Origin of the sequence: Legionella lytica, from assembly GCF_044626755.1 — a bacterium.
GTDB lineage: Bacteria > Pseudomonadota > Gammaproteobacteria > Legionellales > Legionellaceae > Legionella > Legionella lytica_A.
In genome coordinates, this window is record NZ_JBGORX010000009.1 from 54188 (window position 1) to 68095 (window position 13908).

Genomic DNA, 13908 nt, shown 5'->3' on the forward strand with positions numbered 1-13908 from the left:
ACGTTCAGTTTAAAACCAAGCCTTCTTTAACTCCGAGGTGACCACACCCTGAGGTGTTTTTTCCAACATGCTCCAAGTGGTTTTACAACGCTGTAAATAACCCAATAATAGATTCTCATTAGCACAGCGATAACGAATCGGCATTTCCTCATAAACCTCGCTTGAATAAATCGCTAAACAGCGTTCGCCGTTAGACAATTCAATTCCCCAAGGATAAGTCCGAGACATATCAAGGGTCTCATTTTGCGCATTGTTTAAAGGGACTGTTACATTAATTTGTACACTATCTCCCACCCAAGGTGATTGGGGGCATAAAGCCTCTTTACGATTGGTTCCAGCCTTTACAAAACAAGGATCAAAACTTCTACCCCCTGCTTCACAACGCCAAGCATCCTCACGCACAATAATACGTGACTGAGATAGACAGTGCCCTGCTAAAGTTTGTTTTACGATTGGCATTACTTGACCGGTGGCTTCACCATAAGGTCTGTATAGTTTCAATACAGTATCTTCCGCCTGCACCAGGGTCGAGCAACAAAATAATAAGGCAAATAAAACTCTTTGCTTCATAATATTCCCTCACCGATTTCATTTAGTGTATCATCGCATATTATATTCAATTACAGGAATAAAAAATGGCAGAAGTTTTTACCATCAAAGAATGTTTAGATGGTGCAGTCAACGTAGATGAGCAAGTTACTGTAAGAGGTTGGGTTAAAACCCGTCGTGATTCTAAAGCAGGTTTATCCTTCATTAGCGTACATGATGGTTCTTGTTTTGCGCCGATTCAAGTTGTAGCTACTGATGCGCTGTCAAATTATCAGGATGAAGTTACTAAACTTAATGCGGGTTGCTCCATCATCGCCCGCGGAAAATTGGTTGCCTCTCAAGGTAAAGGCCAATCCTTTGAAATTCAAGCCGAACATATTACTGTTGTTGGCTGGGTCGAAAACCCAGATACTTATCCTATTCAAGCCAAACGCCATACTCTGGAATTTTTACGTGAAGTAGCTCACTTACGTCCTCGCACCAATACCATTAGTGCGGTAACCCGTATTCGTCATTGCTTGTCTCAAGCAGTGCATCGCTTTTTCCATGAGCAAGGTTACTTTTGGATTCATACACCCATTATTACCTCAAGCGATTGCGAAGGGGCTGGGGAAATGTTCCGTGTATCAACTTTAGACTTAGTCAATACTCCTAAAAACGCTCAAGGCCAGATTGATTTCAGCAAAGATTTCTTTGGTAAGGAATCCTTCTTAACCGTATCTGGACAATTAAACCTCGAAGCCTATTGCTTGGCCATGTCGAAAGTATATACCTTTGGACCAACGTTCCGTGCTGAAAATTCCAATACCAGCCGTCACCTAGCTGAGTTTTGGATGATTGAGCCGGAAGTAGCGTTTGCAACGCTGCATGATATTTGTGATTTAAGCCAAAATATGCTGCGCTATTTATGCAAAGCAGTATTGGATGAGCGTCTTGATGATATGGAATTTTTCAATCAATTCGTATCGCCTGGATGCATAGAACGTCTTGAACACATCGTTAACTCTGATTTCGAAGTAATGACGTATACCGATGCGATTAAAGTTCTAGAGCAATCCGGACAAAAATTTGAATTCCCCGTCAGCTGGGGCCTGGATTTACAATCAGAGCATGAGCGGTATTTAGCCGAAGTTCATTGTAAAAAACCAGTAATTCTGACCAACTACCCGCAGGAAATAAAAAGCTTCTACATGCGTCTTAACGATGATGGCAAAACAGTTGCCGCAATGGACGTGCTCGCTCCTGGAATTGGGGAAATTATTGGTGGAAGTCAACGTGAAGACCGTCTGGATATTTTTGACCGTCGTCTTGAAGAGTGCAACCTCAATAAAGAAAGTTATCAGTGGTACCGAGATCTACGCCGTTATGGCAGCGTTCCTCATGCTGGGTTTGGCTTAGGTTTTGAGCGCCTAGTGAGTTATGTAACTGGCTTAGCAAACGTTCGTGATGTCATTCCATTCCCGCGTACCCCGGGACATGCCGAGTACTAAAACCTAGCATATAGCCCATATTAGAAGTCGTAATACGGGCTTCAGCCTCAAGAAGGATTCATTACCTTAGGTTCTGGATCTGGTGAGTTAACTGGGGCTGGAAGTACGCTTTTATGCGATAAAAAACCATGTGTTGAGGATTTAGCAGGAGTAGGTATTACCGTACCAAAATCCCGCAAATCATACTGTGCACGGTCAACTCCCTCTGACGCAAAACGTTTCCGCTTTTCTCCATTCAATTTAAGCGTGCCTAACTTCTCGCTTTGTGCTTTTTCATCTTTAAGATCCATATTGATTACTCCCTATCGATTAAAAATATGTTAACTTGATAAAGTTCCCTCTCCCAAAACTAGCACTCTATCCATGCGTTGCGCTAATTGTTGATCGTGCGTCACAATAACCAGCGCGGTATTCATTTTTCTATTTAAATCCAACATCAAATCGAAAACTTTGGTCGCTGTAGCCTGATCCAAATTTCCAGTAGGCTCATCCGCTAATACACAATAAGGTTGATGAACCAAAGCGCGCGCAATAGCCACGCGTTGACGTTCACCACCCGAAAGTTGGGAGGGCTTATGCTCTTTTCTGGCATCAAGACCTACCGCATCAAGAATCTGGCTTGCTTTTTCTTGAGCCTCATGGATAGAGCTACTCGCCAATAATAATGGCATACATACATTTTCAAGCGCAGTAAATTCGGGGAGTAAATGATGAAACTGATAGATAAACCCTAAACCTTGATTACGCACCTTGCATCGTTGTTTCTCACTTAGCTTTTGCCAATTGACATCGTTAACTACTACCTCTCCACTAGTCGGCTTATCCAAGCCACCTAATAAATGCAAGAGCGTACTTTTTCCTGAACCTGAGGGACCAATAATAGCCACCCGTTCCCCGCGAGCAATCGAGATATCAATTCCTCGGAGTACCTCTACTTTTGAGGCGCCATCAGTATAGGATTTATAAAGGTGTTTACTACTTAAAATAATATCATTCATAATGCAAAGCCTCCGCGATTACCGTTTTTGAAGCGCGCCAGGCAGGATAAATAGTTGCCAAGAAGCTCATTAATAATGCCATAACACATACTTTCCAAATGTCGCTAAACAGAATTTTAGAAGGCAGGTAATCCACAAAATAAATGCTGGATGACAAGACTTTAACATGGAGCAAGTTTTGGAGATGATTCACAATAGTAGTGGCATTATCAGCCAAGAGTAGTCCCGCCATTAAGCCTAAGGCAGTTCCCACAATCCCTACCATCATCCCTTGCACGATAAATGTCCACAAGATGGTTGAAGGGGTTGCGCCTATGGTTCTTAAAATCGCTATTTCTGCTTGCTTGTCATTGACTACCATCACTAAGGAAGAGACTAAATTAAATGCAGCCACCGCTATTATTAGCAATAAGATCATAAACATCATGGTTTTTTCCATTTTTACTGCTTCGAAAAAGGCACCATACTGTTCCGTCCAATTACCTGCCTGATACTCATCACCTAATAAATGGGATAAACGCATGGAAAGCTCAGGAGCTTGATACACGTTGTTAATCTTCATTTTAAGGCCAGTAACAGCATCACCCATTTGAAAAAGTTTTTGCGCATCTTCCATATTGATGAAGGCTAAACGCGTATCAAAATTAAACCCTGAACCTGCGGAAAAAACACCGACCACGGTAAATCGTTTAAAACGAGGAATCATGCCTGTTGGATTTACCGTAGCTTGAGGGATCATTACGGTCACTTTATCTCCAATCATTGCCCCCATGGTATCCGCTATGTTTTTACCTAAGATAATGCCAAAATGGTTTAAGTTAGCCACACTACCACCCAGCAGCTTATCCTTTAAATGAGTAATTTTCTCTTCTACTGAAGGAACTATGCCCGTTAATACAATCGGTAAAACCTGACCATCATGCACTAACAAGCCTTGACCACCGACATAGGGTGCAACTGCTTTAATTTCAGGAATCGTGCGAATTTTTTCCTCAACTGCAGGCCAATTACTTAAACGCTCATTAGGGCCTGTTACAGTAATTTCTGGTGCCATACCAAAAAAACGATTGTGAATTTGCTCATCAAAACCATTCATGACAGACAAAACCGTAACCAGCACCATCACCCCAATGCCGATACCCAGCATAGAGCTTAAAGAAATAAATGAGACAAAATGATTTTTCTTCCGGGAACGCGTATAACGCAACCCCATAAATAGGGCTAGTGGTTTAAACATAATTACTTGAGTTTTGGTTAAAAACTTATTGTAGAGAAAAACGCTGCTCAGCGATATAGTTAACAGCCCATCGCAAATTAATTATTTCATTATCAGCTAACTCACACACTTATCCACAGAATTTGTGGATATCTTTAGTTGCCTCCCTAACGTATATTTTTCTATTAAACAGTATGAATTTAACAAACTAACAGGTATTCTGCACAAACTGAAAGCACTCAATCCAATAAGGTAAAGTGAATGAATTTTAGCTCATGGTATTTTCCATCGTTAATTGCCCTATTCCTCTATGGAGCCTGGGGATATTGGGGAACAAGAGCATCCACTTTTATTAGCCCACTTTCAATTACTTTTTATTCTAGCCTTGGAGTACTCATTTCCGGGATTATTGCCTTGACACTCCTTGGATTTAAACCTGATTTGCATGCTAGAGGTGGGCTCTATGGATTGCTTAATGGCTTAGCAAGTGGCATTGCCTGTATCTTTTTCATTTTAGCCTTACGCAATGGACCAACCATGCCGGTGGTTTTAGTCACCTCCATGTACCCCATGATCACCCTCATACTGTGTATGGTATTCTTAAAACAAAGTTTAACTTTAAAGCAGGTATTAGGCATGGGCTTTGCTATTGTTGCCTTAATTTTGTTTGCTACTGAATAAATTGGAAGTCTCTAATGAAAACCTATTTTTTCCTTCTAACGTTAATCGGTTGTGGCTTTGCTCAGGCAAAACCAATCCTTGCCTTTGAACGTACAGGTTCTATTTGGACAGCAAACATTGATGGTAGCCATGCAAAAAAAGTTGCAAAAGGTTATGTTCCAGCAGTATCTCCTGATGGAAAATACATTGCCTTCAATGTAGTGGATAACAACCACTCAACCAATCGTTATCTCGTTATATTCACAGTGGAATCAGGGAAAATAACCCGGTTAAAAAATATCCCCTCCCAAAATAACTTTAATCCAGTCTGGTCTCCTGACAGTAAAAAGCTGCTATTCAGTACCTTCATTAACAATGAATGGCATTTAGGGCTAATCAATGCCGATGACAGTGGCTATCGTACGATTAAACATAGCGAAAATGAATACATGCCTGCTTGGGCAAATAATGGGACTTCTTTTTTTAGCCATGACTTGTATTCAATTTATTGGTTGGATTTAGACGGCAAGCTAATTAAAAAATGGCGGATTGATGAACTTATTCCGAATGGAACAATGAGCAGTGCTTCTCGGCTTAATGTGTCGCCCAAGGGAAACATGCTGATTATGGATGTCGATATGGACGAAGAGTCTCCCGTCAAAAGTTGGGCAGGCCCTCCCTCTGCACTATGGACCTTCGGCTTACACTCAGCAAAGGTGACTCGGATAAGCCCTAAGGGTATGCTGGCCTGGAGCCCTTATTGGATTAATTCGGATGAATTCGTGTTTATTGAGCAGAAGAAAACGGATAAAACATTTGGGTTATATCGTGCGACACTCAAGGAATTTTCTCCAGTCTTATTATTAAGGGATGTACAGACTCCTAGTGTTTCACGCTAGAAAGCCTTGAGCCACACTTCCCCTATATGTGATTATAAATTTGTGCTGATGCTAACTGCCCTGCTAAGACTTCAACCTTTATTGGATTTAATCGCTCAAGATGGGCATCATGATGTGTCGTTAATAAAATGCCGCAATGGGTGGCCTTTTCTGCCAGTAATGCTAATAATACTTGCTGTGAGTTTTTATCCAAACCATTTAAGGGTTCGTCTAAGATAATAAAATCAGGCTCTCCTATTAGCGCTGAACTGAGCAGAAATTTCTTTTTTGTCCCAAATGACATATCAGCGATCTTAGTCTGCGCATGCACCTCCAACTCGAATCGCTCAAGGAGCTGCTTAACTTCCGCTGTATTTTTTGTCCTTAGCTTTGCTAGCCAAGATAAAAACTCATGCCCGGTTAGAAAAGGATAAATCGCTAAATCATCGGGAACATAAAATATTCTTTTTGCATTCACGCTATTATCCCTTACCGAATACTGATTATTCAGCACAATAGTGCCTGAGTCAGGAGACTCCAACCCCACGATTAAACGTAATAAGGTAGATTTCCCAACACCATTGCCTCCGCAAAGATGATATACCTGCTGCTGAAAAGTGTACGATAAGCCAGTAAATAATGCCTTGTTGGCATAAGATTTATGTACCTTATTCAACTCAATGCTACACGCCAACATATGCTCCTAAAATCCGGTATTGAACTACGCCGCTAACAAGAGTACTTAGCAACGAAGTAAATAAGCAAAAACGTAAGGATTGAGCGTAAAAAAGTCGATTTAACATCAACCCAATGGAACCCATCACCCACATAACGAAAAGATTAAAACCAAAGATGCTGCACCAAAAGACTGGGAGTAAAACTAAAAAAAATAGAGCGGACGTTATACTTACTTCTTTTATAAAGCTACTTTGTCGCTGATAGGGAAAAATCTTATGAAATAAAGCATAATCTAATTTAGCTTTTTCAAAAAGAATAAATAGTGTGGATAAGAGATACGTTTGCAAACCCATTAAAACAAATACAATTGCTTCACGATTATCTAGCATTTCCTGAGAGAACAATACGTGCAAAATTATCCCTGACACTGCGAGGCAAAGAGTTAAACGCATGAAAAGTGCTCTTTTGTTTTCTCTTAAAATGGCCAACTGCAGAAGAAAAATACGCTTACACTTAGAGTCAGATACTAAGTGAATCGGGATTATTTTAAAGGTGTAATTTCTTTGGATTACAAAGGGTTGCACCATCCAGATAATGAGCCCGCATAGCAATATGACAAAGCAACTAACACTACAATTTATCAGCACACTCCCCTGCATGGAACTGCAGACCACCAATATCAATACCAAAAACAATAAAATGCCATTCGCTATTTTTCGATATAAGCAATTCCATAATAAAGTAATTATAGCCAAGACCAGAGAAGCATAAAGACAGTATTGAGAAATAACAATCGATGGCTCTTTGGAGCAGTGAATAATGTTTGTCGCCCCAAAGAAAACTGCCAACCAAACAATATTTAATGACACTAACAGAATAATAAAATCTATTTTCTTCGAAGCACGTATAGGGATGTTTAAAGTATGCAAATATTCTCTGAATTCCCCACCTTTTATAAAGGTTAATTGGGTCTTGGTCATCGCCAGCAAAAACAGGAGTAATGAAACTAAATAAATCAGTTTCTCTTTTAAAGTATTAGATGGATCAATAAGCGCATAAAATGGAGTACCGAGGGCGGGAATATGCTCCACTCCAGGTGCTAATAAACAAATGATAAAAACACATAATAATTTGTGACGCGCAAGAAGCTCCTTTGTTTCATTAAAATAGTACTTGATACGAAACTTAAGGAAATACTGAGTAAAGCTGCTCGGCTCCAAAGGAGCTAATTCAAACATATATAATTGCACCCTGTGTTATCCAAAGGTTTTATGGGTTCTTGCGAGGATAAGCATAGTAATTTTCAAAAAATATTACACCAGAGGATCTCACTAACTCCATTTCGTTAGCTATGCTTTAATTTCTGCTCTGCTGTAGTCTGTTCTCTACCTCTCGATGCTTGCAGCCCCGATAACTCGAGCCTTAATCAAATATTGAGAGGGCCTTCATGGAAAGGCACAGGGTCTCGATAAAAAGAACGACGAATAGGTCCTTACTTAAACTAGGACATAATATTTTTTAATGGAAAGCTGTCCCCAACTACACCAACTGCTTTTTTAAACACAGAAAAAACCAGCTCTTCTCTATTTTCAGTAACGCTGCCATCAACAATAAGCTTTGTCAGTTCAACCGCAATTTGCATTTGAGTATTGCATGCACTAATTGTATCTCTCATTACATCAACCATCATATCGTCGCTATAACCCTCTTCTTCAAAAAGCGACATGAAATCCATCTCCCCTGCTTGAGTTTCAACTTTATTTTTCTTAGCCATGTTTACTCTCACTGCGTTTCAAAAAAGATGAAAGTTAATCATTTAACTCTATAAAAGCAAGAGGAATTTTACAAATCAGCTTCGATCAAGCGAGCTCGTATTTGCATGGCGTAATACGGCTATAGTTGGGTAGCTCACCGTTTTATTGCGCATGAATTGATAAATGGAACATACCCAATTAAAAACCAGGCATATTATTGAGGTTTACTTCTTAAATAAGATATTTTAGAAAGAAGATTTGGTGCCCAGGGCCGGAATCGAACCGGCATGGTGTTACCACCGAGGGATTTTAAGTCCCTTGCGTCTACCTGTTTCGCCACCTGGGCTTTTCTTCTTGTTTTGGAGGCTGAGGCCGGAATCGAACCGGCGTCCACGGCTTTGCAGGCCGCTGCATAACCACTCTGCCACACAGCCAACTGATCATGCAACGCATGTATCACTTCTATGCTGCTCTAAAAAAAAAGCGACTTTGTCGTCGCTTAATTTGGAGCGGGAAACGAGACTCGAACTCGCGACCCCAACCTTGGCAAGGTTGTGCTCTACCAACTGAGCTATTCCCGCGTCTCCATGGGTGTGCATTCTACAGGATTAACGGACTCTGTCAACAATAAATTTAACTTTTTTTCGATAATTCTGGCCATGCAATGGATAAGTAAATAACCATAGACCAAATGGTTAAAATGGCGGCCACATATAGCAAAATAAAACCAAATATTCCCCACCAGGAATTGACTGGATTAAACGCTAATAACAAAAACAATGCGGCCATTTGTAAAAATGTTTTCACCTTTCCAACATAACCCACCGCAACACTGGCTCGTTTACCAATTTCCGCCATCCATTCTCTTAATGCTGAAATCACAATTTCTCTACCCACAATGATTATTGCAGGAATAGTAATGTAATTAAGATCTTTAACCCCGACTAAAAGCAATAAACTGGTTGAAACCAAAAGTTTATCCGCTACTGGATCTAAAAAAGCCCCGAGTGGTGACATCATATGTAACTTACGTGCTAAATAACCATCAAGCCAATCTGTAAAACTCGCTGCAGCAAAAATACCTGCAGAGACGGCCCCAGCCCATTTAACAGGCAAATAAAAAATAACAATTAACACCGGAATCAATACGATACGAAGCAAGGTTAATAAATTAGGTAAACTGGTTAATGTACTCAATGCTCGATACTCCCTTTGCATACATAATCCTAGTAAACACCCACGGATGTCTTAAGGATAATTATTAACGAAAAAATATGGTGCTCTTTGTGTTGCAATAAATTAGAACTTTATTCACTAACGCCTGAATGACGCGCCATATAATCGGGGATAATAAACAAACCTCCTCCCCCTATTACGCCTCGCGAATACGGACTATGCATCTGCAATCATCCTTAATTTATAGACAATAATCTAAATAGTCCCTTATATCTTATAAATGTATATAGTCAGCAAGTAATTTATAGTCATCAAATACAGCCAAAGCACCTGCGGCTCTTAATGCGCTTTCTTGCTGATGATAAAAATCGACGCCTATAGCATGAACCTGGATGCTTTTTGCCATTTCTACATCAGTAACAGCATCACCTATCATTAATGTAGTCGCTATACTCCCACCGAGCTCATCAATAATTTCCTCGAGCATCTGTGGGTGTGGTTTTGCGGGCACCTGACCTGCGGAACGGGTAACCTGAATAAATTCATCAAGGCCTGTAGTTTGTAATGCACGTGTTAACGACTGATGTCCCTTATTCGTGGCAACAGCCATCTTTATATGAGCATCATGTAATTGATGAATAAATTCACGGACTCCAGGAATTAAAAAAACTTCCTGAGAACGAGTATGCATTGAGCGGTGTACCGCATAAATTAACTGCTCATGTTGTAAAGCAGACAAATGCGGGTATGCTTTGATTAATGCGCGTTCTAAACCTAGGTCCACATGTTTTCTTGCCTCTTCAGGCTCAAAAGCTCCAAAACCAAGTAAATCCGCTTCGACCGCAACAGTATGAAATACTGCGCCTAAAGTGTCTGCAATAGTGCCTTCCCAATCAAACACTACCACATCATAAAGATTGCTCATTGCTCATTACACTCCTCGCACGCAATTGTTTTAGTGTGTTAGAAAAGACTTCATCTGCATCAGCTTGAAAAAAATGCTTAGTTCCATTCAATTCAAATTGAATAGAACGTGCATGCAAATAAAGACGATGATGTCGATTATCTATGCCTTCTACTTCTCCTGCAATAGATCCATATTTTTCATCACCAACAATAACATGTCCTAAATGTGCGCTATGAACTCGAATTTGGTGAGTACGGCCCGTTTTAGGGCTTGCTTCAACCCAACATGCCTGTTGGTAATTCTCAAGTAATTTAAATCCGGTTTCGGATGCTTTACCCTCATCGCTTACCGAAACGACTCGCTCGCCTGATTTCAAAGTATTTTTTTCCAGAGCGGCGCGCACCGTTAATTGCTTTTTTCCTTCCCAGCGATGAGTTAATAATGCCCAATAGGTCTTTTGTACTTCACGAGCTTCCAGCAAAGCATGCATTGCTCTTAGAGTACTTCTCTTTTTCGCCAGCAACAGACAGCCTGAGGTATCTCTATCCAAGCGGTGAATTAATTCCAGATAAGCTAAATCAGATCTGGTTTTTCTTAATGCTTCAATAACACCAAGACTTAAACCACTCCCACCGTGTACCGCAATACCTGAAGGCTTATTAATTACTAAAAAACAAGCATCTTCATAAATAACGCAGTCTTTAAGGCGCTTTGCCATGGCATCGCCAACAAATACCTCTTTGGATTCTGAAATACGAATTGGTGGAATACGAACCATATCCCCCGCATGCAAACGTGAGCTGACCTGGGCTCTTTTCTTATTAACGCGAACCTCGCCACCGCGAATAATTCGGTAGATGTGGCTTTTCGGTACGCCCTTTAAAATACGGATTAAGTAATTATCTAGACGTTGTCCTTCTTCTTCATTACTTATTTCTCTATAACTTACTTCATTCATTGTCAATAAACCTGTTTTCTGGGCGTGTTTTTTTTGATATGATCGCCTGTAGCTTGGAAATGATTCCAGGCAACCGAATTATAACGCATAAATATAAAAAAAGCGTAACTATTTACCGCACTACCAGGGTATCTGCTTATAATTCACTATTAAAGCCATTTGGCGAAGAACGTGAATTTATCATCAGTCCCAATTTTGAGTCTGCAAACACAGTGCAGCACAAGGATAATAGGGTATAAGGCAACTAGTTACAGAAAAATCGCGCTTCCATTTAAGCTTAAAGATATAAGGAAGCGAACCAATTGCCAGAGACAAATTGATCATATACTTGACAGAAACCTACGCATGCCAGACATGCTTTATACCGGCTACGAATTATATAAAGACCTTTACACGTCTTCTTTATACGTGTTTGATTCGTAGTCAGTATATTACCCAGTATGCACCTCCGATGATTCAGGGAACATGCGTAAAGTCTGTCCACACGGCTGCGGATTCGCTTAAAGATCAGAACTCTTATTGTTCAAAAGATGAACCTCTAAGATATGTAGAGCCTTACACTATCGCAACTTAAATGAAAGCGCCCTAAACATGGGGTTACAGATGGAAAAAATGTTAATTAATGCCACGCAAACTGAGGAAGTTCGTGTTGCACTTATTAAAGACAATCGTTTGTTTGACCTGGACATTGAATGTCCAGGAGAAGTAAAGAAAAAGGGTAATATTTATAAGGCAACCGTTACCCGTCGCGAGCCAAGTCTTGACGCAGTTTTTGTTGAATACGGCTCAAAACGTCAAGGTTTCTTGCCTCTTAAAGAAATTGCACCGGAATATTTAAGCCGAAATCCTGATGATTTTGGTGATGATAAACCACCAATTACTTCGTTAATTCGCGAAGGTCAGGAATTATTAATACAGGTAGACAAAGAAGAGCGCGGAAACAAAGGCGCGGCCTTAACTACGTTTATTACCCTAGCAGGATGTTATTTGGTATTAATGCCGAATAATCCTCGTTCCGGCGGTATTTCCCGTCGTATTGAAGGGGATGAGCGTGATGAGTTACGTGAAACCTTGAATGCCTTGACGCTTCCTGAAGATATGGGACTTATTATCCGTACTGCAGGCGTGGGTAAAAGCCAAGAAGAATTACAAGACGACTTAGATATGTTGTGTAATCAATGGCAATCTATCAAACAGGCCTACAATACTGAATTATCGCCCTGCCTGATTCATCAGGAAGGTGATGTAATCATTCGCTCTATTCGCGATAATCTGCGTAAATCAATTAGTGAAATTATCATTGATGATCAGATTTCTTACATCAAAGCAAAACAGTATATTGAGCGCGTAAAGCCGGAATTTTTGCCTAATTTGAAATTATACAATAGCAGTATTCCACTGTTTAATTTTTATCAAATTGAAAGCCAAATAGAAACAGCATACCAACGCCAAGTAATGCTACCTTCTGGTGGTGCATTAGTTATCGACAGAACTGAAGCTCTAGTTTCAATTGACGTGAACTCAGCGAAAGCCACTGGCGGTTCTGATATTGAAGCCACTGCATTTAACACGAACCTCGAAGCTGCGGATGAAATTGCACGTCAATTACGTCTACGTGACTTAGGTGGTTTAGTGGTTATCGATTTCATCGATATGAGCTCCAGCAAGAACCAACGTGATGTTGAAAATCGCTTAAAAGAAGCATTGCAAGCCGATAGAGCACGCATTCAGGTTGGTCGTATTTCTCGCTTTGGTTTACTAGAAATGTCACGTCAACGCCTAAGATTATCTTTAGGTGAGACTGCTCAAGAGGTTTGTCCACGCTGTGAAGGCCGCGGTACAGTACGTAATATTCAATCACATGGGCTTTCGATTACCCGTCTTATTGAAGAAGAAGCCCTAAAGGAGAAGACCGCTGAAATACAAGTGCAGCTTCCTCCCGAAATGGCTACTTTCATCATGAATGAGAAGCGTATCTTCATTCGTGAAATTGAAAAAAGACATAGTGTTTCCGTAATGATTATCGCTAATCCTTACCTGCATTCACCCCAGTATACGATTACTCGTCTGAAAGAAGATAATGTAGGTAAAACTAAAAAACCAAGTTATAGCTTAATTCAGCAACCTGAATTGCAGGTTTCAAGCAATGAGCAAGAAGCGGCTGTTCGTGATGAACCTGCAGTAAAACCATTCGCAGGCCACCCTACTTCGAAGAACCTACATAATGGCTTTATTAAGCGTTTATGGTCAAGTTTATTTGGTGGACATACTGAAACGACAACAACTCCGGCGCCTAGCCATACGAAAAAACCACAGAATCGCAACCAAAATCAAGGGAAATCAACGTCCCGTGGTCCTGGTGGTGAGCGTAAGCCTCAACAAAACCGTAGACGTCGTTCCGGTGGCAACCAACAGCAACGTACTGGTAATGCAGCTGCCAATGCAGGCAATGCGAATACAGGCAATACGAATGCAGGTAATACGAATGCAAGCAATGCGAATGCAGGTCAGCAACAACGCCGAAGATCAAATAATAACCAAGGTTCTCGTTCTGCTGCGCCACGTGATGGAAATAAAAAAAGAGAAGCTACTCCTAAAGAACAAATAGAAAAGTAGTCTTTTGTGGCCTGGTTGTTTACAACGA

Annotated in this window: 14 protein-coding genes and 3 tRNA genes; 4 read left to right on the top strand and 13 right to left on the bottom strand. The window is 40.6% G+C overall.

Annotated elements, in window-relative coordinates:
- Positions 1-9: 9 nt before the first annotated feature.
- Entirely contained in the window at positions 10-570 is a 561-nt protein-coding gene (locus ACD661_RS14620; RefSeq protein ID WP_400188611.1) for a hypothetical protein, read from the bottom strand.
- Positions 571-635: 65 nt separating this feature from the next.
- Between ACD661_RS14620 and asnS the strand changes: the two genes are divergently transcribed.
- The gene (gene asnS / locus ACD661_RS14625) at positions 636-2039 is read left to right on the top strand and encodes an asparagine--tRNA ligase (protein WP_400188612.1); all 1404 of its coding nucleotides are present in this window, start codon (positions 636-638) and stop codon (positions 2037-2039) included.
- A gap of 47 nt (positions 2040-2086) precedes the next feature.
- On the opposite strand, the gene ACD661_RS14630 is transcribed toward asnS, so the two are convergent.
- Genes ACD661_RS14630 through ACD661_RS14640 form a run of 3 tightly spaced genes read right to left on the bottom strand, consistent with a single transcriptional unit; the run spans position 2087 to position 4274 of the window.
- Positions 2087-2329: a hypothetical protein gene (locus ACD661_RS14630; RefSeq protein WP_400188613.1), complete on the bottom strand. Its 243-nt coding sequence runs from the start codon at positions 2327-2329 to the stop codon at positions 2087-2089.
- 30 nt (positions 2330-2359) lie between these two features.
- On the bottom strand, positions 2360-3037 hold the full coding sequence (gene lolD, locus ACD661_RS14635) for a lipoprotein-releasing ABC transporter ATP-binding protein LolD (protein ID WP_400188614.1): 678 nt from the start codon (positions 3035-3037) through the stop codon (positions 2360-2362).
- On the bottom strand, positions 3030-4274 hold the full coding sequence (locus ACD661_RS14640; protein WP_400188615.1) for a lipoprotein-releasing ABC transporter permease subunit: 1245 nt from the start codon (positions 4272-4274) through the stop codon (positions 3030-3032). Before ACD661_RS14640 ends, lolD begins: the two co-directional genes overlap by 8 nt.
- Positions 4275-4514: 240 nt before the next feature.
- Here ACD661_RS14640 and ACD661_RS14645 point away from each other — a divergent pair, with 240 nt between their 5' ends.
- Together ACD661_RS14645 and ACD661_RS14650 are read left to right on the top strand one after the other, a co-directional pair.
- Entirely contained in the window at positions 4515-4934 is a 420-nt protein-coding gene (locus ACD661_RS14645) for an EamA family transporter (protein ID WP_400188616.1), read from the top strand.
- Positions 4935-4948: 14 nt separating this feature from the next.
- Positions 4949-5812, top strand: coding sequence for a TolB family protein (locus tag ACD661_RS14650; RefSeq protein ID WP_400188617.1), 864 nt, complete (start codon positions 4949-4951; stop codon positions 5810-5812).
- A 22-nt stretch (positions 5813-5834) separates the two neighbouring features.
- Here the strand turns inward: ACD661_RS14650 and ACD661_RS14655 are convergent, their stop codons facing one another.
- The 9 genes from ACD661_RS14655 to ACD661_RS14695 all read right to left on the bottom strand — a co-directional run bounded on the left by ACD661_RS14655 (position 5835) and on the right by ACD661_RS14695 (position 11264).
- The gene (locus ACD661_RS14655; RefSeq protein ID WP_400188618.1) at positions 5835-6488 is read right to left on the bottom strand and encodes an ABC transporter ATP-binding protein; all 654 of its coding nucleotides are present in this window, start codon (positions 6486-6488) and stop codon (positions 5835-5837) included.
- Positions 6475-7707, bottom strand: a complete 1233-nt coding sequence (locus tag ACD661_RS14660) for a DUF6136 family protein (protein ID WP_400188619.1) — start codon at positions 7705-7707, stop codon at positions 6475-6477. Before ACD661_RS14660 ends, ACD661_RS14655 begins: the two co-directional genes overlap by 14 nt.
- A gap of 263 nt (positions 7708-7970) precedes the next feature.
- Complete coding sequence (locus ACD661_RS14665; protein WP_400188620.1) at positions 7971-8243, bottom strand: hypothetical protein; 273 nt, start codon at positions 8241-8243, stop codon at positions 7971-7973.
- 239 nt (positions 8244-8482) lie between these two features.
- Positions 8483-8569, bottom strand: a tRNA-Leu gene (locus ACD661_RS14670).
- Positions 8570-8583: 14 nt separating this feature from the next.
- Positions 8584-8657: transfer RNA gene (locus tag ACD661_RS14675), tRNA-Cys, on the bottom strand.
- 71 nt (positions 8658-8728) lie between these two features.
- A tRNA-Gly gene (locus ACD661_RS14680) sits at positions 8729-8804 on the bottom strand.
- Positions 8805-8856: 52 nt separating this feature from the next.
- Positions 8857-9420 (bottom strand): CDP-diacylglycerol--glycerol-3-phosphate 3-phosphatidyltransferase, encoded by a 564-nt coding sequence (pgsA, locus tag ACD661_RS14685; RefSeq protein ID WP_400188674.1) that lies wholly within the window; start codon positions 9418-9420, stop codon positions 8857-8859.
- 253 nt (positions 9421-9673) lie between these two features.
- Positions 9674-10324 carry an HAD family hydrolase gene (locus tag ACD661_RS14690; RefSeq protein WP_400188621.1) on the bottom strand — a complete coding sequence of 217 codons (651 nt, stop codon included), beginning with the start codon at positions 10322-10324 and terminating at the stop codon, positions 9674-9676.
- On the bottom strand, positions 10308-11264 hold the full coding sequence (locus tag ACD661_RS14695) for an RluA family pseudouridine synthase (RefSeq protein WP_400188622.1): 957 nt from the start codon (positions 11262-11264) through the stop codon (positions 10308-10310). The genes ACD661_RS14690 and ACD661_RS14695 overlap by 17 nt, the downstream gene beginning before the upstream one ends.
- A gap of 603 nt (positions 11265-11867) precedes the next feature.
- On the opposite strand from ACD661_RS14695, the gene ACD661_RS14700 reads away from it, so the two are divergent.
- Positions 11868-13880 (top strand): Rne/Rng family ribonuclease, encoded by a 2013-nt coding sequence (locus ACD661_RS14700; protein WP_400188623.1) that lies wholly within the window; start codon positions 11868-11870, stop codon positions 13878-13880.
- Positions 13881-13908 lie beyond the last annotated feature (28 nt).